The sequence below is a fragment of the Moritella sp. genome (assembly GCF_033791185.1).
GTDB lineage: Bacteria > Pseudomonadota > Gammaproteobacteria > Enterobacterales > Moritellaceae > Moritella.
The window spans coordinates 1-25,363 of record NZ_JASJHF010000235.1; the positions used below are offsets into that span (position 1 = coordinate 1).

The 25,363-nt window shown below is 42.2% G+C and carries 16 protein-coding genes; 4 read left to right on the forward strand and 12 right to left on the reverse strand.

Going from position 1 to position 25,363, the window contains the following annotated elements:
- From QNK26_RS13850 to QNK26_RS13895, 10 genes are all read right to left on the reverse strand, one after another.
- On the reverse strand, nt 1–393 hold a 393-nt coding region (locus QNK26_RS13850), incomplete at its 3' end, for a PTS system mannose/fructose/sorbose family transporter subunit IID (protein ID WP_319223946.1).
- A complete protein-coding gene (gene agaW / locus QNK26_RS13855; protein WP_319223948.1) occupies nt 383–1,162 on the reverse strand; it encodes a PTS N-acetylgalactosamine transporter subunit IIC in 780 nt (259 codons plus the stop codon). The genes QNK26_RS13850 and agaW, both read right to left, overlap by 11 nt.
- 43 nt (nt 1,163–1,205) lie before the next feature.
- Nucleotides 1,206–1,706, reverse strand: coding sequence for a PTS system mannose/fructose/N-acetylgalactosamine-transporter subunit IIB (locus QNK26_RS13860; RefSeq protein ID WP_319223949.1), 501 nt, complete (start codon nt 1,704–1,706; stop codon nt 1,206–1,208).
- A 15-nt stretch (nt 1,707–1,721) separates the two neighbouring features.
- Complete coding sequence (locus QNK26_RS13865) at nt 1,722–2,885, reverse strand: SIS domain-containing protein (RefSeq protein ID WP_319223952.1); 1,164 nt, start codon at nt 2,883–2,885, stop codon at nt 1,722–1,724.
- Nucleotides 2,886–2,907: 22 nt separating this feature from the next.
- Nucleotides 2,908–4,182, reverse strand: coding sequence for a tagatose-bisphosphate aldolase subunit KbaZ (gene kbaZ / locus QNK26_RS13870; RefSeq protein WP_319223954.1), 1,275 nt, complete (start codon nt 4,180–4,182; stop codon nt 2,908–2,910).
- A 49-nt stretch (nt 4,183–4,231) separates the two neighbouring features.
- Nucleotides 4,232–5,008, reverse strand: coding sequence for a transcriptional repressor AgaR (agaR, locus tag QNK26_RS13875; protein ID WP_319223956.1), 777 nt, complete (start codon nt 5,006–5,008; stop codon nt 4,232–4,234).
- A gap of 474 nt (nt 5,009–5,482) precedes the next feature.
- A complete protein-coding gene (locus QNK26_RS13880) occupies nt 5,483–6,958 on the reverse strand; it encodes a DUF2264 domain-containing protein (RefSeq protein WP_319223959.1) in 1,476 nt (491 codons plus the stop codon).
- 112 nt (nt 6,959–7,070) lie between these two features.
- On the reverse strand, nt 7,071–8,681 hold the full coding sequence (locus QNK26_RS13885) for a sulfatase (protein WP_319223962.1): 1,611 nt from the start codon (nt 8,679–8,681) through the stop codon (nt 7,071–7,073).
- Between the two features lie 40 nt (nt 8,682–8,721).
- Nucleotides 8,722–9,966: an anaerobic sulfatase maturase gene (locus QNK26_RS13890; RefSeq protein WP_319223964.1), complete on the reverse strand. Its 1,245-nt coding sequence runs from the start codon at nt 9,964–9,966 to the stop codon at nt 8,722–8,724.
- A gap of 196 nt (nt 9,967–10,162) precedes the next feature.
- Nucleotides 10,163–11,971 (reverse strand): methyl-accepting chemotaxis protein, encoded by a 1,809-nt coding sequence (locus QNK26_RS13895; RefSeq protein WP_319223966.1) that lies wholly within the window; start codon nt 11,969–11,971, stop codon nt 10,163–10,165.
- A gap of 375 nt (nt 11,972–12,346) precedes the next feature.
- Between QNK26_RS13895 and QNK26_RS13900 the strand changes: the two genes are divergently transcribed.
- From QNK26_RS13900 to QNK26_RS13915, 4 genes are all read left to right on the forward strand, one after another.
- Nucleotides 12,347–15,490: a chondroitinase family polysaccharide lyase gene (locus tag QNK26_RS13900; RefSeq protein ID WP_319223969.1), complete on the forward strand. Its 3,144-nt coding sequence runs from the start codon at nt 12,347–12,349 to the stop codon at nt 15,488–15,490.
- Between the two features lie 169 nt (nt 15,491–15,659).
- Nucleotides 15,660–17,219, forward strand: a complete 1,560-nt coding sequence (locus QNK26_RS13905; RefSeq protein WP_319223973.1) for a sulfatase — start codon at nt 15,660–15,662, stop codon at nt 17,217–17,219.
- Between the two features lie 89 nt (nt 17,220–17,308).
- The gene (locus QNK26_RS13910) at nt 17,309–18,058 is read left to right on the forward strand and encodes a DUF6250 domain-containing protein (protein ID WP_319223975.1); all 750 of its coding nucleotides are present in this window, start codon (nt 17,309–17,311) and stop codon (nt 18,056–18,058) included.
- Nucleotides 18,059–18,094: 36 nt separating this feature from the next.
- A complete protein-coding gene (locus QNK26_RS13915) occupies nt 18,095–19,648 on the forward strand; it encodes a sulfatase-like hydrolase/transferase (RefSeq protein ID WP_319223977.1) in 1,554 nt (517 codons plus the stop codon).
- A gap of 117 nt (nt 19,649–19,765) precedes the next feature.
- Here QNK26_RS13915 and QNK26_RS13920 read toward each other — a convergent pair whose 3' ends face one another.
- Together QNK26_RS13920 and QNK26_RS13925 are read right to left on the reverse strand one after the other, a co-directional pair.
- A complete protein-coding gene (locus QNK26_RS13920; protein ID WP_319223979.1) occupies nt 19,766–22,009 on the reverse strand; it encodes a hypothetical protein in 2,244 nt (747 codons plus the stop codon).
- A gap of 274 nt (nt 22,010–22,283) precedes the next feature.
- The gene (locus QNK26_RS13925) at nt 22,284–25,301 is read right to left on the reverse strand and encodes a chondroitinase family polysaccharide lyase (protein WP_319223981.1); all 3,018 of its coding nucleotides are present in this window, start codon (nt 25,299–25,301) and stop codon (nt 22,284–22,286) included.
- Between the last annotated feature and the right edge of the window lie 62 nt (nt 25,302–25,363).

Sequence of the window (25,363 nt, forward strand, 5' to 3'; positions counted from 1 at the left end):
CATACCCGCAACTTTCATTACGTTAATAGTTGACGGTTTCTCCTTACTTTCTTCCATCGCAATCGCGGTACCAAGTAAGAAGGTAAATAGCTTTGGACTGGCATTAAAGAACTGTAAATGGTTCTTTAGTGCTTTAGCAAAGTCACGTTCATTACCATGAATTTTCTTTAATGCGGGAATGATAGAATAAGCAAAACCACCGGCTTGCATACGTTCAAAGTTGAAGTTACCTTCCATCAATAAACCACGGAACGCACATACCCAAAGATCTTTCTTGGTGATCGCACTTTTCTTTGTCGTATCTTCATAAGCATCAATGCCATCAATTAGATTGACGTGATTTTGTGCTTTTTTCTCAACAAAGTTACTGCTCGCTGTGATATCAGATGCCATCTTCAAAATCCTCTTCAAAATCATCTTTGTTAGCATTGTCGCCAGTGCCATTACCGCTATAGAAGAAATACAATGCTGCAATCGACGCACCGATAATCGCAACAGCCATGATTGGTAAATGTAAGTATGTTGTCATAACGAAACCAATGAAGAACACACCCGCCACTTCTTTTGACCACATGATTTTAAGTAACATTGCAAAACCAATCGCTGGTACCATTTTCGCGCCAATACCAAGACCTTCAAGCACAACCGTTGGGGCATTTTCGTCAATCCATTTTGCGCCATGCTCACCAAAGTAAACGGTAGCGAAAGCAACAACGGCATATAACATTGCACGTAAGAACAGCGTGCCGAGTAATAAGCGATCGATACCACCTGAATCACCACTTTCTGCATAACGGTCAGCTTTACCCATAGTGAATGAGGTCATTGCAAAGAAACCAATCACCAGCATTTGCATTAATACCGCAATCGGCATACCCACACCCATTGCAATAGCCGCTGACTGGTTTGTCATAATGGCAAATGCAACCGCAGCAATTGTACCCAAAGTTACATCAGGCGGCTGAGCACCCGCGTTAGGCACCAGACCTAACCATGCCAACTCAAGTGTTGCACCAGCGATTAAACCTGTTTGCATGTCACCCATGAGGAAGCCCACAACGGGGCCGGTAATAAGTGGACGGTGGATATTTAATGCAATATCGTATTTATCGATACCACATAAAAATGCCCATGCCGCCACTAATAAAGCTTCATATACCATAATAATTTCCCTTTAAACTCACTACGCTAAATACCATTTATACTTAAGCAGTTTCAGCAATAGCCTCTAAAATATCCATCGGATTTTGATCCGGTGTATTTTGGATCGTACAAGTCACACTGCATTTCACAATACGTTTAAATGCTTCGATATCTTTATCGTCTACAGCAACCGTTTTAGTCAATTTACGTTTGCCTTCATGGAAGTGCATATTACCGACATTGCAATGTGGAATGGGCACACCACCTTCAACCAAGCGAGCAACGTCAGTTGGATTGTTACATAAGATAAAAATCTTTTGTTTTGGTGATGCTTTAGCAATTACATCTATGGTTTTTTGGATAGAGAAAAAACGTACCGCATATTCGCCACCAGCAGAGGCTTTCATACCCGCTTGCATAAATGCCGCATTTGGACCATCAGCAGCGTCATCATTTGCAACTAAAATTAGATTCGCTTCACTGTGTTTACCCCAGGTAATACGGATCTGGCCATGTAATAGACGTTCATCAATACGAGTCCAAACGATATTAGGTGATGTCATAATAAATCCCTGTGCTTATTTGTTAAATTTGTGAATCGTTACACCTTGAACCACACGGTTTACTTCACCGGTTGGGCAAGGGTTATCAGGTGTATTACCTAGCTCTACTGACAGATGGAATGCATAAATTTGTGCTACTAAGATGTAAGAAAAAAGTAGTCCAGCATCTGTTGCATCTTGCATATCATCAGCAAGCCAGTAATCACCGTCACTCACTTGTTCATCAAGTTGAGCTGTAATCGCAATTACTTTATTAGCGATACCATCACGGCGTAATTCAGCTAATAAATCTAAATCATATTTACGGGTCTGTGGATCATTTGAGATATAAACAAAAATTAATGTTTTATCATCAACAATCGATTTTGGTCCGTGGCGAAAGCCAAGCGGAGAATCGAAACTAATCACAACTTTCCCAGCAGTCAGTTCAAGTAGTTTCAATGCAGACTCTTCAGCCACACCTTTAAAACCACCACTCCCGAGGTAAATAACTTTGTTTACTTCAGTGTTATCTATTGTACCGATAAATTTATTAATTTCTTTGACCTGTGCCTCAGAATGCTTACAAATACTTTCGATATCTTTCAACTTAGACTCACCAGCGCCTAATATCGAAAAAGCAGAAAGCATCATTGAAGAGAAACTAGACGTCATAGCAAACGATTTATCATTCGTTTGCTCTGGCATTAATACCGCTAATGATTTGCTATCGCTTTTACTTGCGACATATAACTGACCTTCGTTATTACAAGTCAATACTAAGTGGTAACAATTGCTCAAGCATTCATTTGCCAGGTTGACCGCTTCCACGCTTTCAGGGCTGTTACCCGAACGCGCAAACGATACTAATAGTGTTGGAATATCTTCAGCAAAATACTGATAAGGGTTTGATACAATATCAGTCGTCGATACTGCTTCAATACGACGCTGTGTTTGCTGTGTTAAAATTGGACTCAGAGAACGACCAACAAACGCTGATGTGCCCGCTCCCGTTAAGACAATGCGTAAATCACTATGCGCTAAGATTGGTGTCATGAAGTCATTAATTTGCACATTATTCTGTTCTAGAATTGCTTTCGTTTCACGCCAGCATTCAGGTTGTTGTTCGATTTCTTTCGCTGTCCAGAAGCCTTTTAGTTGTTCTAATTCTGCCGCGCTATAACCTAAGTAATTACTCATTGTTCTATCCTTTAATTCAAATTTAGATACAAGCTTTTGCGTAGCTACGCATTACTTGTTGGATCTTATCGATAACTAGCGCTTTCGGGTTGGTGCTAATTTGACCTTCACGTACAGCATGGAATTGTTCTGGTAAGTACTGACTTAACAGTGGTAAGGCGATACCGCTTGTTTCTAAGTTATCAAATAATTTAGCTTGTGCAGCGACGATATTTTGATTTGGCCAGTAATAGCGGATACGGTCACTAAAGCTAAAGCGACGTGCGAAACCTTGTTGTGCTTCAGTGCCTTGGTAATATTTTTCCCAATAGCCAGGCGCTGCAAGCATTTCAGCTTCGATCACTTCGCGTAAGTTTGAGCGTTGTGCTGGAGCAAAGATTTCATTTTCAATTGAACACAGGTTAAATAGTGCTTCACGTAAGGCAAACGTTAATGCAGGACCGACTTTTAGGATGGCAAAATGATCTTCGACTAACGCTTTATAAGCGCTGTCAGTTTGATAATCTGTCGAGTGCGCTTCAAAAACCATGTTGCCATAGTCTGCAACTACTTTACTTAGTTCTTGTGCTTTTTCACGGTCGTAATCAATCACACCGGTGTGGTCAAACTCAACACCAGGCTGAACCACTAAACCAACAATACGGTCTAAACAACTGGCAACACCGGCGTCAGCAAACGCTTGATAATGACAATCGATGGTTTTTTTGGCCGCTGCTGGAGAAGTCACTTCTAATTCTTCCAGTTCTTCCGCTGCACCACCAGGGACAGGCACTTCAGTACCAACCACATAAACAAGATTGCTCTTACCAAATGTTTTAATGGCGGTGGTTTCCGCAATCGCCGCTAAGCGTGCCGCACGAGTGGCAACAACTTCATCAGAAAGTGGGATCGGGTCTCCAGCACAAGACATGCTGCAATCAAGGTGAATTTTTTCGAAACCGGCTTCAACATAAGCAGCAATTAATACATCGGCATTGGCCATTGCTTCTTCTGGAGGTAGGTTTTGCCAGCGGTTTGGACCGAGGTGGTCGCCGCCAAGAATGATTTTTTCTATAGGGAAGTTAAGCTCAGCCGCTTTATTTAGTACGAATGCACGGAAATCCGCAGGTTTCATACCGGTATAACCGCCGAATTGATCAACCTGATTGGAAGTAGCTTCGATTAACACTAAAGAATTATCGCTCAGCGCTTGCTTTAAACTTGCTTCAATAACAAGAGAGTGCGCAGAACAAACAGAATAGATGCCGATTTTAGAGCCGGCTTTGTGACGCTTAACTAAGTTTAAAAGGGTATTCATTAAATAACTCCACAGTCAACATCTGTAATGAAACTATGGAGTTATTGGATCAATCTTCCTTTTCAACAATAATCACTTCAACTTTCATATCTCGGAGACCTTCTACGTATTCGTCCGGGATACCTGAATCAGTAACTAGTATGTCAATTTTACCGAACTCGCGGATCATATGACAGCTACGTTTCCCAAACTTACTGGAATCGGCAACCGCAATCACTTGTTCAGAAATATCACACATCAAACGATTAAGACTTGCTTCTTGCTCGTTATGAGTGGTGATACCGGCACGCAAATCAAAACCATCAACCCCTAAAAATAACTTATCGAAACAGTAATTTTTAAGACCTTGCTCTGCTTGTGAACCGCTAAAAGAAAGTGCATTCTTACGGAGAATACCCCCGGGCATCAACACTTCAATTCCAGGTGCTGATGCTAACTCCATCGCTACATCCAGACCATTGGTCATAACCACTGCACTGCCAATTGATTTTAGGCTAGAGGCAATCTCTTTTGCAGTAGTTCCCGAATCTAGAATAACAGTGTCACCACTATTGATAAGTTTTGCTGCAGCTTGGCCAATCCGAGTCTTGATGTCGGGGTTATGCCGACGTTTCTCATGAACAGTCAATTCTGCAACAACCCCAGTATTCGGAATGGCAGCACCATGTGATCGAACCACATAACCGTTGCTTTCCAGAAAACTAAGGTCACTTCGAATAGTGACACTAGAGACATTAAATAGTGCAGCAAGGTCTTCAACGCGGGCTTTACCGTCTCGGTTAACCACGTTGATGATTTCCATGCGCCTTTCGACAGCACTTTTCATAAAATTTGTCTCCCAACAAAACTAAAAATTAATAAAAACCTTTCGCTTTGCTTCAAGTGAAGAATACACCGTAAAACGAAAGGAACAATAAAAAAAAGAAAAACCTTTGAGCTCTTTCACAAACTTTCAATTTCTTTCAGATCACTTCGAAATTTCTATTTACATTTTCGACAAACGAAAATATCACTTAAGAAGTAGCTAAATAACTGATTTATTCATATATTTCAAAAAAATAAATAGAAATACGTAAGAAAAATGTATATTACCATGCTCATTTGCACATATTTTATCACGCTATACCACTATATAGGGTTAGGTAACGCACAAAAAATGGCTCAAAGTGAAAAAAAAACTCAATTATCACTTACGCAATGAAAGCATCGCATATATTGAAATGTGAAAGCTAGATACGAAAATAACTGTTAACGACAACGAAAGCAACAAGATCATGGCAATGCATTAAAAGTAATCGATTTAAAAATAGTGTGTCATTTTTGAGCTGTAACACGTTACACCTTTGCGTAATAGGTTATTTTTAGGGCGCTTAGCTCGGCCTAACATAACTTCTAAGACTTTATCTTGCCAACTTTGTGATTCCAGACGACGCGTTAAAGGGGTTTGCGAAATAACATATTCTGAAAGAAAGATCACAACGACCTCTTTCGTTGCTTGCACACCAATGACTTTTGCACCAATGCCTAGAATATTCAGCTCAAAATCACCTTGTTCAACCATTAAGGGGGTTTCAGCAGCATCCCATAAGCCAATCCGTTCACCACAATAAAAAGCGATATTAAGGGCGCGTAATGACCAAAAGCTACTTGCAGGACCGCTATAGTTATCCATTAAACGTCCATCATCGGCAAATAACCCTTGCGTTGGCGCACCATTTTTCATTGCGCCTTGGCTTATAAAGTATTTTAGGTTGGTCGCAAAAGCACGCTTCGCTTCACCAACCCGGATCTCACCAGCATGGCTGTCCACTGCAGCTAAGAGCGGTGCCGCAGCCGCTAATCGATAACACGCGCTACGGCCAAATAGCGGTAAACCATCCGGGGTAAAGAAATAGCGATAACTGTTACTAAATTCAGCGAGAGCGCCATTGATAAATTCAGCATCGTAATCGGGATTAATTTGCTGTAACCAATACAAAGAATAATGAAAACCCCAAGCATTATAAAAATCATAATTACCATTCGCACCATCTCTAAACCAGCCACTGCCGGCATGAAACTCTTTCACTCGTGCATATTTATCATGAGAGATAGTATCTTCACTCGTCAGCGCCAAGATCACAAATTCAACGGTTAATGAAAATAAGTGCCAATTATTATCAACTGTCTGAACGTCACTCGCTTGCTTAAACCAACGGATAACTTGATGTTGCTCAGCTAAGGTAAACACATCCCAAGTCGTCGCTTTACTTAACCAAAGCGCCAGAGCCAGATCTGCACTTTCACAAGTACGCTGATCGTAATCAGTTAACACTCCCCAGTAGCCGTGATGATTGGGATCTGTGCCCGCTAATAATGCTTTGCGTAAAATAGCGGCGACATCAATGTCTTTATTATTTAAACCTTGCATACAAGTGCTATTAGCAGGACGACTGTGTAGCCAAGCCGCTAAAGTGGGTAATATCCGACTGACCCCTTCCATGGCATCGACTCTGGCTGATTGCTGACTAGGACGGCCAGGATAATAGGCATGGCTATAATCCCAAACGGCATAATGCTCAAATGCCTCTGTCACATAACGGCCAAGTTGATCACACAGATAACGGAGACCAACCTGTTCATTGGAAAATATCGCTTGCAAGGTATCATCATGTTTACCGTAAGCGGGTCGTTTAGAGACTTGACGCACAATATTGTGTTTTACATTGTGCCAATGCATTTTTAAATTAGGATGTTCATAAGGAATGGTTGGACGTGGTTTGCCTGTAATGTTCACGGTTATACACCTATTAATAATGAATGGATAACATGCCTATAATAAAAGGGCACTGTGTTTACAGTGCCCTTAACTCTACTAAATATGGTGGTGTTGCTGAGTCAGCTAAAAGTTATGGTTTTGCTGACTCTGTTAATATTTGATACTGATCTTGTCCCCACACGACAGGTTTTGGCTTGGCCTTAATCCATTCATAGAATGCCGCCTTCATTTCTTTTACCCGCTTAGGGTGTTGCGCGGCAAGATTTTTGGACTCCATCGGATCAAGCTTGTCATTAAAGAGTTGTAATTCATGACTGCCATCATCGACAAAATACAGCGCCCATTCTTGATCTCGGATCGCCCACGAACTTTTCGATAATCGTTCTAGGTTTGGATTGTTGGCTTTATCGTTAGTTTCAAATGTGATCCATTGACGATAGTCTTTCCAGAACTGAGTATTTTCATCACTGTAATGCTTCGCGTCTGGTCCCGCCCAATACAAGTATTGATGGGGTGATTCCGACGTGTTTCCTGATAGTAGCGGTAATATATCCTGCCCTTCTACTTGTAACGATGCGGGGATCTGAATATTTGCTGCCGTCAGTGCTGTCGGGATAATGTCCATCGCTGATATTAATGAATCACTATAACCACCAGCAGGGATCGCTTGTGGCCAACGCACAATAAACGGCACCCTTACGCCACCGTTAAATAACCGACCTTTATGCCCTCTATCCATGCCATTTTGTGGCATTGGTGATTCATGCACAGCACCATTATCAGATAAGAAGAACACCATAGTATTATCAAGTTCACCGCGCTGTTTAAGTAACGCTAAGATCTTACCTACCCCTTCGTCAGCCGCATTCACCGCTGCGAAGTATTTGTCTACTTCGATATTACCAGTATTAAATTTATCCATGTATTTAGCGGGTGAATACTCTTCTAAAGGAATATGCGGCACACTGTAAGCTAAATTAATAAAGAAAGGTTTATCGCCACTCGCTTTAATCGCGGTAAGCGTTTCATCTGTCAAGTTATGGGTTAAATAACCCGGTGAAGGCACATTGACGCCATTACGCCAAATCGCCGGCGTATTCCATAATGCTGCGCCAGATGCATAATAACTATAAGAATAATCAAAACCACGTTCGTCCGGGGCATAACCAGGCGCGGCGACAACAATCTCATTATCATGGTAATCTCGAGTTCGTGACTCTTCTGCAATGCTATTTTTCTTCGCCTTTTTAGCGTTATGCCACTTACCAACATTGGCAGTGTAATAACCATTATCTTGGAATAGTTCAGGTAACAAGGTGACATCTAATGGCACCCCATCGAGTGAATCGGTATTACTGTAAATACCAAAGTTAGCTGGTGCACGACCGGTAAAAATACCTGCACGTGAGGGTCCACATACTGGATGAGCGACAAAGGCATTGGTCATTTTCACGCCGTCAGCGGCCATCTTAGTCACATTGGGCATAGAACGTTTTGCAGCATCAATCAGCTTATCCATATCGCCATTATAACGCTCTGAAATAATTCGCTGACCCAATAACTCTTTATCTATGGTATCTAAAGTAAAATCAAGTTGGGCAGTACCGAGATCATCCATCACAATAATCAGCACATTTGGCTGTGAATTATCGCTAGCCGCCGTTGCCGCGATTGGAGCAACTGCACACGCGGTAGCGATTGCACCTGCTAGTAATGTTTGTTTTGATGAAGATAATTTCATCCTTCACTCCTTTCAATTAAAAATTCGAATTGTGCGTCAGCTATCTGCCCTGCGCTTTCATCCGCGCAATCACCGGCATCACATTTTCAGCTAATCCACCACGTTGGATTTCTTGCGCCATTAAGTGCATTGCTGGCGTGGTATGACCAAAGATTTGCTTATAAGATCCACATAAATAATTATGCTTATGTTTTTCGCCAGTCATAACGGTGATGCGATGCTTAGGGCAACCGCCGTAACATAACGCTTGAAAATCACATTGCTGGCAATGGCTGGTGAGTTTGCTGTTTTTTGCCGAACCAAACCGCTGTTGTTGTTTACTCGTCGCCAGTTTAACCACGTCGGTTTGCTTAATATTACCGAGTTTATTAGCGGGATAAACATAGTGATCACAAGAATAAACATCACCATTAGATTCAATAACCAAGGCTTGTCCGCATTCCTTGGCCTGTACACACACCGAGGCTGGATAGCCCATCCAAGTGGCTAACATACTGTCAAACATACGCACAAATATTTTCCCAACATCCGCTTTGATCCATTCATCAAATACATCCGTCATGAACTTGCCATACCCTTCACTCGGTACCGAAAAATGCGTTAATGTCGCATCAGCCGTGGGAGAGTAATGACCCGTGGTACTTTGTTGGCAACTGGCTTCAACCTCAACAATAGGGATAAATTGAAAATGCACTGAGCCGAGTGCTTTTAATGCTTGGTATGTTTCTTTACCTTTATTCCAATTTTGATCGTTGATCACAGTGAGAGTATTAAACTGCACCTTATATTCAATAAGCAGTTCAATTGCATGCTTAACCCGCTCAAAAGTGGGTTTACCATTCACTGATATTCTGTATTTATCGTGAACTTCAGGCGCACCATCAACAGAGACACCAATTAAAAAGTTGTTATCATAAAAAAATTGCGCCCACTGACGGTTAATTGCCACGGCATTGGTTTGAAAACTATTTGAGATAACTTTGCCATTGGCAAACTGTTGCTGGTATTTGACCACTGACTTATAAAAATCAAGACCGGCTAAAGTCGGTTCACCACCTTGCCATGCAAAATCAATCTCATCACCAGCTTGCGAACGAATATAATCTCGAACATAGATTTTGAGCATACTGTCAGACATTTTGTCAGCATCGGAGTGTGCTTGTGCTGGCGTCATCATTGCTTCTTTTTCAAGGTAAAAACAATAATCGCATTTCAGATTACAACGATAGCTCGCTGGTTTTGCCATCATATGAAAATGTGCTTGGGAAGGTGTTTTAGCAACCATGGCATACCTCTAAAATAAACTAGGAAAATAATAACGAAAGTAAATATACGCTAAAAAGTAAGCCCAGTCCCAATTCAGATCACACAAACCATACAATTCAAAAGAAAAGGCAAGCATTCGAAAGTAAGTGGTTAAATGGAGTAGCACAGGCTAAGCGTCATTGCACTCAGTATCTACACATACAAACCAACCGCTTTTAATGCTCAGACAATTCAAACTCATTCATATGGGTATATATCTCATCTTTACACTGGCTTAATTTCAGTGCGCTGCCAGCCAGTTCTTCGCCCGTTGTCGATGCAGTGCGTGTCACATTAACGATAACTTGTAAGCTGCGGTTAAATGATTCCGACGTCGCACTCTGCTCTATCATTGCCTGCGATAAACTCACGGTTTGCTCTTCCACGTTGTTAATTAAACCGGCAACATGAGAAATATGAGAACCAATCTCCTCGACTTGCAAACGCGATGAAGCAACAGAAGTTTGACTGACACTCATCGCTTTAACTGCATGTCCAGCTCCGCTGCGTAATGACTCTATAATGCTATGAATTTCTTGTGTTGAGGTTTGTGTTCGCTGTGCCAATAATCGCACCTCATCGGCAACAACAGCAAAACCTCGACCTTGCTCACCAGCACGAGCAGCCTCAATCGCCGCATTTAATGACAGCAGGTTAATTTGATCGGAAATACCATTAATAACATCTAATACCGAATTAATATTTTCAGTTTCTTCGGCTAAATTATTCACTACACCGGATGCTGCGGTAATATTAGTACTGAGTACTTTAATGTCTGTCATGGCAAGATCAGATACCTTATTACAACTGGTAATGAGCTCTTGGCTATCGCGAACACTACTGGCCACTTCGCTCACGCTTTGACTAATCTCAGTCATAGTTGCCGACATCTGGGTCATTGCTGCCGCTAACTGCTCAGACTCCAATAACTGTTGCTCAGTGCCCTGCTTATTACCGACGGCAATATCTGTCATCGACCCTGTCATCTGGGTGAGTACGACTAAATTTTGTTTAATATCTCCCACCATATGATGCAACGCAGTGCTCATGTGGTTAATCGCGCTCACCAAACTCGCGATCTCATCGCGCCCTTCTGGCTTTAATTGATGGTATAGCTGCCCTTGCGCTAACTGTTCGACCATTTCAATGGATGATTGGATCGGTTTAACCACCGAGCGCGTGATCACATAACCAATAACGCCACAGGCAAAAACAGCACAAATACTCACGCTCAACCCCAACATAAAGCTCAGTTGTTTTTCTTCTGCCATCTGACGTTCAATATTAACAACGAGTTTTTTGGCGCTATCACGGACAGCCAGTGCAGCTTGTAACATCTCATTGCGCGTAGTAATCGACGCCTCAAGCAAGATATTAATATCATTAAGTGATTGCAGATAAATAGAATAAGTTTGTGCGGGTAAATCGTCACGTAAAGCGAGTAAGTCAGTTAACCACTGCGCGGTGACTTCCGGCTGCAACATCGCCAGCACGCGTTCTCGACTGCGTATTAATTCGATGAGTCGTAATTGCGTTGGTAATGCAAGGGTAGTTTCGCGCCATTGATTTTCTAGCGCCAATAATTGCTGCATTGTTTGTTGGATTGTCACAACCTGCTGGTTAAAGACATTAAAAAACTGACCATATTCACGATTTGCCGATTCAAATTGGCTGACTAACGGTAAGTTTTTCGACGAGTTAAACACATGTTTAGTAGCAATAAAGTTATCGAGATTCACTTTGTGCCATTTATTAAACCGCTGGGCATAAAGTGGATCGCGGGTATTTAAGTAATTATTTTCCAGCACCTGTAAACCAAATACTTCTCGGACACCGACGTTAGCGGCATTTAATTTTACAATGCCTTGATCAACCACAGCGCGACTGCGTAAGCTTTCTGCATACACACTTAAAAGTAAGAAAATAATAATCGCAAAGCCAAAGCCAATTCTTTTACCAAAGCTATATTGGTTCAACTTAAACATGTTAAATTCCTTTTTTTGGGTGAAAATTTATTAAATCAACGTCAATATTGCCGTGGATAATAAGCCAATCACTGACAATTTATTGTGAGCGCCATCAATAAAACGACAAAACAAAGGCCAATGAAGATCAAATGAAAGCATTCATAACCAGTGTGTTGTTATATAAAATAAATACCAAAAAGATAATTTAAATATCAAAACAGCTACAAAACCCCGACAAACAAGCAATCAATATCACAAAATGAATATAAAACTAAAATGTAGCATATCGTAAAATATTTAATTGCCTTACAGTGAAAGCATTCGAAGATTAAGGCCGTATTATTAACTTCACTGATCTTCAATTATTTTTCACTGCACTATGCCGGGAAGTTTATGCCATCACTTAGTAGCTATACTAATCAACTAACAACAAGATCTATTTTGTTACTTAGCGCTTTATTGCCAACGATTAGTCAGGCCAATAATTTAACCGCCGATATCTTCAGCTTTGAAGAAAACCAAACACCAAGCTGGGTATCAGGCGAGCAAGTCGAATTATCAACGAAACGTGCGATCCTGGGTGAACAGTCACTCCATTGGCAATGGGATAGCACGACTTCACTTCGTCTCAATGATCTAAATATAACCCGTTTAACGGATAAGCAAGCGACTGCTGCCTATGTCAGTAATGCGACACAAGTATTGTCGTTTTGGATTTACAATGAGCAGGCTATCGATGCACCATTAACGGTAGAACTCAGCGATAACAGTAGCGGTATCAACACACAATTTCCGGTGAATCTAAACTTTACCGGCTGGCGCTCAATCGGTGTGTCGTTAAATCTCGATTTGAATGAAAGTTTTAAAAATACGACTGAACTCTCTCGCATTACGTTCACCTCTCCAACCAAAACAGGGATGACAACAGGCGCGCTGTATATCGACCGCATCATGGTTTCTGTCGATGATTACCGTTACCAATGGTCTGATGACCAAGTAACAACGCGTATTACTGAACCCGAAATTGATTTCAAATTACCTACCGAGCTGCCAGAACCAACACTGGCAGAGCTAGACGATGCGGAATTAATCAAGCAAACCATTATCACTGAATTTGGCGGTGATCCCGGTTCAGTTGCTAACTTAGAGGCTAGCTTTGCCGCTTTCAACATCAGCAAAGATAGCAACGGAGTGATCCGTGGTCGTCACCTTTTAACCGATAAACAGCAAGTGATTTATCAACCCGAACAGCTAACGCAAACGGATAAAGATGACTTCAATGAATACGCGATACTCGGTGACAACGATGACAAAGGCAATAAAGTCGCGGGCTACAGTAAATTAATGCTCGATATCGCCAAAGCCTATACCAACCCGAAATACAGCGCTGATAAAGTACGCCTTAGCTACATGTATCAATTAATGACAGAACACTTACTCGATCAAGGGTTTGCAGATGGCAGTTCATTAGTCACGACTCACCACTGGGGTTACTCAAGCCGTTGGTGGTATATCTCAGCATTGATGATGGAACAAACGCTCGACGACAATCAACTCACTGAACAAGTTTACCAAGCACTATTGTGGTATTCGCGCGAATTTAAAGACAGCTTTGACATGCTACTGAGTGCGACAAGTTCAAATCTAGATTATTTTAATACCTTATCTCGTCAACATTTAGCCATGCTATTACTCAATCCAAATGATAAAGAGCGTATTGCTTTATTACACAAATTTGCGTCTTTCTTTTCTGGGGCGTTAGCACAGACACCACCAGGCACCAATGATGGTTTCCGCCCTGATGGCACGGCATTTCGTCATCACGGTAACTATCCAGGTTATGCCTTCCCTGCCTTTGAAAATGCGGGTCATGTCATTTACATGCTAAAAAACACCTTATTTAGCATCGACAATGCGGGCATGGATAAACTAAAACTGGCCATGACTGCTGGCTGGAATTACACCAATGCTGTGGTTCCGATTGGTATTGCAGGTCGTCATCCTTTCACCACATTAGGCGTAAAAAATTATGCTAATGCCTTAAAATGGGTTGCCAACAGCTACCCACAAGTTGATGAAGAGCTAGCCGCTATTTATTTACAAGTAATGGGAATTAACGAACAAAATAGTGCATCTCATTTCGGTAAAACCATTAAACCAGCAGCCTTACCTCAGGGTAATTGGAGTTATAATGGTGGCGCATTTGGCGTCCATCGTAATGGCGAACGTATGGCCATGATCAAAGGTTATAACAAAGACGTATGGTCAGCCGAAATCTACACCAAGGATAATCGTTTTGGTCGCTATCAAAGTCATGGCAGTGTCCACGTTTTACCTTACGGCGATCCGGTTGCTTATGGCTTTAAACAAGAAGGTTGGGATTGGAATCGTAATCCAGGTACAACAACGATCCACCTGCCGTTAGCATTACTGGAAAGCCCTAAAACGTCAACGGTGATGGTACGCTCTGACGAAGGTGTCAGTGGCTCAGTATCATTGCAAGATAAATACGGTTTATTTACTTTCAAACATCAAGCGCCACGTAATCTCGACAATTATGAATCAAGCTTCACCGCACATAAACAAGTATTGTCTGTCGACGATAAATTATACTTAGCCGGTAATAACATTAGCAATACCGATAGTAGCCATAACACCGAAACAACCTTGTTCCAGTTAGCGATCACCAATAATTCTCAAGGTTTGTGGATCAATAATCAACGCGTTACCCAAAACAGCTACAGCCGGACTATCAGCTCAGGTGATTGGATAATTGATGACAATGGTGTCGGCTACTATTTAATTAATGCACCAGAAGTTAAAGTGCAACGAGCGAAGCAAAATTCGCAACATAACAAAACCAAAGTGGATACTTCTGGACTGTTTTCTTCCGCATGGATAAACCATGGTACAGCACCAAACCAAGTCGACTACGAATATATAATTGTCATGCAGGCAACGCCATCGCAAATGACGGCACTCGCGCAAGAAATGAAAAATTCGCCAGTATTTAAAGTACTAATAACAGATCCTGACAAACAGTTAGTATGGAGTAAAGCTGACAACCTTTACGGCTATACCAGTTATGTCGCGAGTCGTTTTAGCCAAGGTCCAATAAAAGATATTGATAGCATCGCATTGGTATTAGCTAAAGTTGAATCAGAGCAAATTCATTTAAGTATTACCGCGCCGGAGTTAAACTTAACCAATAATGACCAACCGATAGAAGCTATTCCTGTTACTGTTGAAATCGATGGTTTGTGGCAAACAGATAGCTTGGCTTTTGCGCATACCGCAGATACCACGGTTATCAAGGCAGAAAGTCTGTTTGGAGAATCGGTCAATGTCAGTTTATGGCCGATTGATACCGATAAACCGGAGCCGCCTATCGACCCGCCAGTTGATCCAGAGCCGCCAATTGAACCACCGGTTGACCCTGTAGATCCAGTTGCGCCAGCAAAAGACAGTGGAGGGTCATTTAACTTTGCTTTACTTGCCTTCCTTGGTTTATTGATGACACTGCGAATGAAACGCTAAAAAATAAGGCTTGGGCGTTATCTATTATTTCTTTTGTGATCTTAATCCGCAGCATTAACTTTCGTTTCCTTACGAAGATGATAATATGACACTATATGAAAGCAATGGTATGACGCGTTACAAAAAGAACAGTAACACGTTTAAAACATCCGAATTAAGGAGGCAATTAATGTCTATTTCACGCCGCGATTTACTTAAAGGAATTGCAGTTACAGGTGCTGGAGCCGCAGCGGTTGCGACAACGGGGTGCAGCACATTTACGTCAAGCAATCCGATAACACCAAAAGCCGCGCCGACTAAAAAGCCAAACTTGCTGATTGTCTTCCCCGATGAATTGCGCACCCAAGCGATGGAGTTTATGCAGCAAGATCCATCACATACGCCTAATATCAATAAATTTGCTAAACAAGGTGTACATTTAAAACAGGCGGTATCTAACTTCCCGTTATGTACTCCATTTCGCGGTATGTTAATGACGGGTCAATATCCGGTTCGCAGTGGTATTCAAGGTAACAGTCATACACCTATGCCAGGTAACTTTGGTGGCAGTGACTTTGGTATTGAACTTAACCGTAATGCATTAACTTGGTCTGGCATCATGAAAGAGCAAGGTTATAGCATGGGCTACATTGGTAAGTGGCATCTTGATGCGCCACACGCACCATTCGTACCGAGTTATAACAACCCTATGGAAGGCAAATATTGGAACGATTGGACGCCACCAGATCGCCGCCACGGGTTTGATTTCTGGTATTCATACGGTACCTATGATCTGCACATGAATCCAATCTATTGGACCAATGATACACCACGTGATAAACCGCTACAGATCAACCAGTGGAGTCCTGAGCATGAAGCAGATATCGCGATTAAATATTTACGTAATGAAGATGGTAAATACCGTGAGGATGACCAGCCATTTAGCTTAGTAATATCAATGAATCCTCCGCATTCACCGTATGACCAAGTACCACAAAAATATTTAGATCGCTATAAAGATGAAACATCAGAAAGTTTAAATACGCGTAAAAATGTACAATGGGATAAAGAATATACCGAAGGGTATGGTCCTAAATTCTTTAAAGAATACATGGCGATGGTCAATGGCGTAGATGAACAGTTTGGTCGAATTATCGATGAACTTGATAGCCTAAATCTTGCCGAAGATACCTTGGTGGTATTCTTCTCTGATCACGGCTGTTGCATGGGTTCAAACGGCATGCCAACCAAGAATACTCACTATGAAGAATCAATGCGTATTCCAATGATCTTCCGTTGGCCTGGCACACTTGCAGCGCAAGACAGTGATATTTTATTCTCAGCGCCCGATATCTACCCAACTATGCTTGGGCTGTTAGGGATGGAAGATTTGATCCCAGATACTGTTGAAGGTACCAACTTTGCCAATACCGTCCGTGGTATTCAAGGTGATAAGCAGCCAACATCGCAATTATATGCCTTCATGCCATACGGCGCTCAATCTTACGGTCGACGCGGTATCAGAACCGATCGCTATACCTTAGTTGTTGACCGTCGAATTGCCAAACCACTTAGTTATACTCTGCATGATAACCAAAATGACCCTTATCAGATGAGTAATATAGCTGAAGGTAATGACGAACTAATCCACCAGCTTATCATCGAAGAACTCCTGCCTTGGCTTGAACACACCGGTGATCCTTGGCGTCCAACCGTCGTGCCAGAAAACGTGCTAAACGGGTATACCTAACAACTACCAATGAACTCAGCCCCCCCTATATTTAATCATGCGGTACTGGGTTCATTGCCACCATTCACGCTGAATAGAGCAAGCATATTATGAATAATTTAACCCCTCTTGCACTGACAGGCTTACTTGCCTTATCTGGGTGCAGCTTATCTGAAAGTATCGATATCGCCAGCGAGCATTACCAAGACCTCAATCCAAATCAATTAATCTCGGAACAAGGTACTTTGCTATACAGCGATGACTTTGATCAGGGCATGCAACAATGGGTGGTGGAAAAAACCGATCAAACCCAAGTGACTATTATCGATGAAATGTTAGATATGGATGATGGTGCGGGTGTCACCGTTTGGTTTAAACACGAAGTGACGACCCCTTCGGTGATCGAATTTAACGGCACTGTCATTGTCAATGACGGGCCGAACGATCGTGGTACCGATTTAAATTTCTTTTGGATGGCGTCTGAACCAGGCAGTAGTGATTTCTTTGCGAAATCAGCCTGGCGTGGTGGCGATATGCGCAAGTATGATCCAATGCAACTGTATTACATTGGTTATGGCGCCAATGAAAACTCTACGACTCGTTACCGTCGCTATCCAGGTGATGGCACGCGTCCATTACTCCCAGAATATGACGTCGAAGATAAGCAATTCATGAATGTGCCAAATGAAGCCACCAATATCAAAATTGTCAGCTTAGACGACGTCACACTCATTTACAGCAACGATAATTTACTTTATCAGATCAAAGATAATGAACAATTCAAATCAGGTATGTTTGGCTTCCGTACATGGAAAAGTCACCTACGCGCCGATGATTTTAAAGTTTACCAATTAAAGTAATCTTAAATAATATAACCCGATTAAAGTGAGGTTTTGATGTCTATTTCCAGACGTAGTTTCATGAAAGGTGTCGCCGGAGCTGCAGCAACAACAGCCGCGTCAACATTGCTCACCAGTAATGCTGTTAATGCCGCTTCTGCAATCCCTGCGAAAGGTGAAGTGAGAAATATACTGCTGATCACCGCCGATCAGTTGTCCCGCCATGGTATTGGCGGCTATGGTAATACCGAGGTAAAAACGCCGACTATTGATAGCCTAATTGCCAAAGGTACTAAGTTTAATTCAGCCTATACCGCTTACCCGTTATGTGGACCTTCACGCGCTTCCTTCTGGACCGGACGCCTACCCCACCAAAACGGTGTACATGGTAATAATAGCCCGAATATTCCATCGACGATGCCAACCCTTGGACAGTTATTTAGTGATGCCGGTTATGACGCGGTACATTTTGGTAAACAGCACGATTTCGGTTCATTAAAAGGCTTCGAGTGTGCCGAGCAAATCGAAATCGAGATGGAGGCGACCGCTGCCTTCCCAGTCAACTATGACTCACGCGAAGATATCTATGCTGAACAAAAAAGTGTTGAATTTTTAGCTAAAAAGCACGATAAGCCGTTCATTATGGCGGTCGATTTTAACAACCCACACAACATCTGTGGTTGGGTTGGTGCGTTCGCTGGTGAACACGGTGATATTCCCGGGATCGGGCCACTGCCACCATTACGTAATAACTTCGAAAATCTTGATGATATTACCAACCGCCCGAAATCAATTCAGTACCTGTGTTGTGGCCATCACCGTATGCACCAAGCTTCACACTGGAATGATTTAAATTACCGTCAGTATCTGGCTGCTTATTATCACTACACCAAAATGGCCGATGACAGTATCACTAAGGTACTTAACGCCTTAGCTAAGTCTGACGCAGCCGACAATACTTTGATCGTATTCTTTAGTGATCACGGGGATGCCATGGGTAGCCACAGACAAGTCACTAAGATGAATTTCTTCTATGAAGAAGCAACCAATGTGCCATTTGTAATGACCGGTCCTGGTATTCCGAGTGGTGGCGATAACACTGATTTAGTGTCTCTATGTGACCTTCTGCCAACATTATGTGATTATGCAGGCATCGAAACTCCTGTCGGCTTATATGGCCGCAGTGTATTACCTCTGGTTGCTGGTGAAACACCAAGTGATTGGCGTGATGCAGTCGTCAGTCAATGGTATACCAGCCGTGAAACAACAATTGAACCATCGCGTATGTATCGCACTAAAACACATAAATACACAGTTTATCAAGAAGAAGGCGCAGAAGAATTGTTTGACTTGAGCAATGACCCAGGTGAACGTCAAAACCTCGCGAATGATCCAGCACACAGCGTCCTACTCGCTGAATACCGTGACAAGTTTATCAATTACACCCACGAGTACATTGACCCATTCAAAACTCAAGCGGTAAGCATAGATCCACAATGGCGCGCCCATAAACCGGGTTACCCAAACCATGCTGGTGACTGTTCATTAGAGGCTTACTTAAAAGAGAAGGCAGCAAAGTTAGCCGCAGAAGGTAAAACTGGCCATTCATAAGTTAATATAAAGAATACTATTTAAGCCCTATCAGTGAATGCTGATAGGGCTTTTTTATCGCAGGTAAAAAAATACCAACCATGAAGGTTGGTATTTATCGTTATAAAATAATAGAGATTATTTTTTTACACAAGTAATCAATGGTGCTTGCGCTTCAGTGTAATTATTTGCTGAACCACCATTTGCATAGAAACGAACGACATTGAAGTTACCATCGTCAGGAAGGCGAGATGCACTACCGAAAGGTATTTTATCTGTGCCACCAATAGGCCAGCCATACACAGGTGAAATACCAAATGTCGGGTCATCAGAATCAGTGATTAAATCTTTGGTTAATCGAATCATCGAGTTCGTACTACCTGTTGGTGGGATATTACCGTCAGCAGCATATGAGTTCGAGATATAACCTTTACTTCCAGCTGTAAACTGGCTAATAGGCAAATGCCAATCACCACCCGTTGCATACAAGTTACGGCATGAATTTAGCGCCAGTTTTTCACCATCAACTATCTGTGAAAATTTAGCCCAATCAAGGCCATTAGCTGTCATGGTTTCTGACGCATTAGGTATATCAGCACCAAAACCAGCATCAGCCTTTAACGCAGCTTCAGCAACAGTCAATGGACGGTGATAAACAAACGCACCAAACGCAACTTCACGGATAGGTTCAATCGCACGCAGGGTTTTGTTGGTAGCATCAAAGTATAAACCACCTTTTACCTCTGCAAAGTCAGCAGCTGAAACACATTTTTGTCCATATGAAACAGTGTCTAAACAGAACTGTACTGATTTACCGACAAAGTTACGCGCATCAACCGCAACCGAGCCATCTGCAATCCAATCATAATCATCAATAATTAAATTACCATTAGTATCATTTGTTACGGCAGCACGATTACCAATGGTATAGGTTGTACCTGTACCTTGCGATATAGGAGTCAAATCACCAGCAGGACCCGTTTGGTCAGTTGTATCGACCATCCAATTACCAGCGGTATTCACATCGCCATCATAGCCATGAACAACAGCAACTAAGGTATTGTCATATTCAAGCACACCACTTAATTCGATCCCCATAGTGGTGACATCAGTAGAGCAGGCTTTTATACCCGGAGTACCTAATAGTGTTTCAGGTGTTACGCAGAAGCTAATTATTTTACCTACATCAGCTTGTGTTAACGGATATTCACAACCTTGTGCCGTCGTGCAGCTAGGCTGATCTATGCCACCAACATTCCAGTTACCTAGTGAGTCACCTTCAGATGCTCCCTCATCCTGAGAGTAAGTGTAACTACTTACTAACGTTTCGCCGACTTCAGCGACACCGCCAGATTGAACATTGGCCGCAACATCTGCAGCAACGGGAACCGTTTCAATCTTTTTGGTAATTAATAGATCGGCTGAACAAGCTTCTATACCATCCGTTGGTGTACCTGTGGCTGATATAGGTGTAACACAGAAAGTTAAATTCTTATTTTCATCTGCATCTACCGCTGTATATGTGGTAGCCGTTGCATTAGGGATTGGTGCACCGTCACGGTTCCATACTCGTCGCGACGTCCCCTCTAAATCACCATCAGTATCAACAAAGTCATAATTACCCGTTAATACAGCCCCAACAAAACCGTTGCCAACAATCACAGTATTTTCAGCAACCGGAGCTGAGCCAGCAATCGGCTTAACAGGATCTGTTGCTAATGAGCATGTTTCGTCACCACGCACAGGCGTTGATTCCTGAGTGATAGGTGTTACACAAAACTTAACCGCTTTAAGTTCCGTCTCACTTGCCAGCAAAGCTAAGGTGATTGCATCGGCACCAGCAATGAGGGAATCATCAGCATACCAAGTAAACTCTGTGTTACCTTCACTTGCATCAGAGTGAGAGTAATCATAACTCCCCGTCAGGGTCTCGCCAACGTCAGGCGTAGTATTGTCTAATTGTACATTGTCAGCAACCGGGGGTTCACCTAACGGCTCATTTACCACTCTCGGATCACTACAGGCTTCTTCACCTACTGTGGTATTAGTGCCTTGAGCGACAGGCGTAACACAAAAACGCAGACTGTCACCGAGTAGGTCATAAGTTAAATCAATTGCTTGCTCGCTACTTAATTCAGTATCAACAGCATCACGCCAGCTATAAATACTGTTGCCTTCTGGTCGTGCTGCAGGGTTTGGATCGAAATATTGGTATGCACCTTGTGCAGTCAAGCCAACATGTAATGCAGGGATTGTTACTTCACCCTTAATAATCGGTGGGTAAATATTGTTATCGTCTCCAATATCTTTATTATCTTCTGCGCCGCAGCCAGTCAGGAGGGCGACAATGGCCAGCGCCAAGGTACTGTATTTATAATTCATATTATCCTACTCTTTCAGAATTATTGTTGACGATTAAGATATTACCCACTCGTCCACTCAAGATATGCAATCAACCAAATTAACTTGCAAACGCTTTCACTTGCTTACTTTAAACTTTCAGCATTAAGTTTATCGCGATTAACACGCTTTCCTAAGCTTTCAATATTGTTTTTGTGAACTGAGATGCGAAAGCATTCAAAAGGAAGGTATAGATCAATAAATAAAAAAGCACCTCTATTGAGATGCTTTAATTAATCACTGTCTTCCGCTGAAATTAAGCTTTATTAAGCTGTATTTGCACTGGAATACCATCTTTACAATTAACAGTGACGACCGTTTTAGAGCCTTTACGAACGGCACTCACGTTATCGTTATTTTCAGCAAGTTGCCATCCCCCCCTTAAGGTGACAGAAACAGGAACCGCCTGACTTAACGTATGTGGTTCCATATTCAAATCTGGATTTGCCACACTCATTGCTAGCTTGTCGCCTTCTCCTTTGACCATCACGACAGCGGAAGTACTGATAGAACGTACATATTCATCTGACGAGCGCATAAAGGTAAATGCAGTATAGCCCGTCACCCCAGTGGCTTTATCACGCACGATATGCGCCACACCATCTTGACGAATAACCTCATAAGGACGGCTTTCAACATCGCTCATTTGCTCTGCAAGTTCAGCCATCGATTCCGGCGTTGCATCTAAATCAATGATGTATTCATACTCAGCACCACTTGGTGCTTTACCGTGGTCAACCCAAGCTGAAGCAAAATTGCCGAACGTAGGTTCTTTGGTCATGTTATTACGTGATTCTTGATGTTGACGACGTACATTTACCTCGCCACCTTTTACCACATAATAACCATTACCCATGCCATCAATTAACCAATCCCCTTGTTGTAATTGCTTCTCGTATGGAAATTCAGTCACCAATTGACCATTAACATACAGTGGCTGAGTTTTATCTGTTAGACCGTATTGGAACAATGTCGTTTCTGTTGGATATTCACGGTTACCATTAGCAATATTTGATCCCACTAACACCATGCGGTTCTCAAAGCTAAATACCGATTTTTTCATGGTAAAGCTAGGGTCGATAAAATCAGGCCAACGGGTTGGATTCTCTAAAGTGAAACCAAATGCACCATATTTACCTTGTAAATCTGTCGCGCCATTAAAGCGTGATTCATTCACTAACATCATCGTATGCTGACGAGGAGAGTCTAGTTTTTCCCACGGTAAATGTATGGTTGTAGCACCCGGCATACGATTCCAATCCCAACCGTGTTGATCATAACCAAATTGTTTTTCAGTGCCCCATTTTTGGATCTGCACCGAACCATGACTTTGATAACGGCCATAACGGTTAGCATTATTATAAATTTCTGACGACCATACATAACGGTTCCAACCTTTCATGGTCACCATTTTTTCACCATGGCGATAAATCCCCATAGCAGCATAGTTAAAGGTATAAGCACCTTGTGGATGTTCTTCGGCTGTATAGTTATTGGCTAAGTCGCCTTGTTTACGTTTCGGCTGATCAGCAACTAAGCGTAAGTAGGCTTGCGCGAGTTCTTTATCTACACCTGTATCATCAACACCCGCCTCAGCTAACCAACGATAACCTTCAGTTACTTTTTTCAATGAAACATTAAAGAAAGGACGACGACCATTAGTACCCACACCAGGGTTCGGGTTACTGTACACACGCGCAGCTAACATGACTTTCTTCAAGTATTCACGCGCAGGTTCACTTAATTCAAACTCAGAACCGCGTAATAAATACGCCACATGCGCGGCATTTTTAAATGCCGCAAATGAATAACCGGGATAGTTACCTTTATGACGGAAAGCAGTACCATCTGGGCGGAAACCATCGCCATAACCAACCGGGGTTTGTTCCATGTTACCGGAAATAAACTCACCAAATTTACGCATTAATGCGACCTGGCGATCATCACCTTCTTCCAGTAATAACATAATTACATGCGCGTGTGCCAAGGTATTATAATAATCCATGTCAGAGCTTTTTGGCCCGACTTTCATATCAAAACCACGCTCTTTAAATTCACGCGAAAACCACAGCAGTGCATCAAACGTTGGCTTTAATAAATCAGCATCACGTAGTGGCTGCTCCATTAGTAGCATAGACGAATACCAACTACGACCGACATAACCCCAGTGATGGGTTGCCACCATTGAACTACCATAAGCAAAACCTTGATCAAGTAGGTGCTCAGACATCAGTATGTACTTGTCTAACATTTCCTGGCGAATACTGGCATCGTCAGTGTTGTTCCATACTTGCGCAACTTTCTCCATCAACTCAACGTAACTACGTACTGAACCGTAACCCTTCACCAAAGCTTTGTCTTGTGGCGTTAGGTGTTCTTTCTGATAAATTGACCCCTGATTTTTAGTCGTTACATGTTTACCACTAATAACGCCATCTTCTTTTTTTAAGCCATAGCTATCATAAGATTTTCGGATTGATTTGATCACCTTATTCGTCGCTTTAAAATCATCAAGATAAAAACCAATTAAATCTGCTTTAATACGTTTTAATGCAGCCAGTTCGGCAGCCGTTGCTTTTGGTAGCTCAGCTGGCAAACCATAGTCAATTTCAGGTTTTGTGATAGCCGTTTTTACTTGTTTATCTGACCATTGGTAACGGTAATCATCAATACTGACCATTAGACGGTCAACAAAAATCTGGCCTGCTTCAGAAGCATTTTCAACCGTTAACGTTAACCCGCTCATCTCTGCCGATGTCATCCCCTGCATATCGCGGTGGAATGCCTGACCAGGCGAGCGCCAGCCAGTGAAATTAAGTTTCATGCTGAATTCACTGCCGGAACCAAATTTAAATTTAAGTTCAGCATCACTGGCTTTTTCATTGTAGATCCAACCAGAAAATACTGTCCACGAACGACGGCCATGGGCGGCAAACGCTTCTTGAGGGCTGTAATAATTAAAAGTTTGACCGATTGTTAAGCTATCACCTGGTTGCCAGTCCCACTGCAGAGACTGCTTACCGTTAATCGCGCGTTTATCTGTCAATTGAATAACCGATGTTTCTGACGCGCTAATATAATCAGGCATTATCGGCTCTTCAAAAGAAACGATTTGTGCTTGTAGTGGATTATGCGGTTCCGCTTTAACAGCAACCTCTTCCGTTGCAGCTTTAACCGATGCAGCAGGTGTTTCTGCCATTGCACTTTGACTAAACAACAATGAAATCGCTACAGCCAATACTTTCTTTTTATTCATGGTTACATTATTAATCATGCCATATTCCTTTTCAGTAACCTGCTAATAAACTTAGCAGGCTCTTAATCTTGCAAATTAAT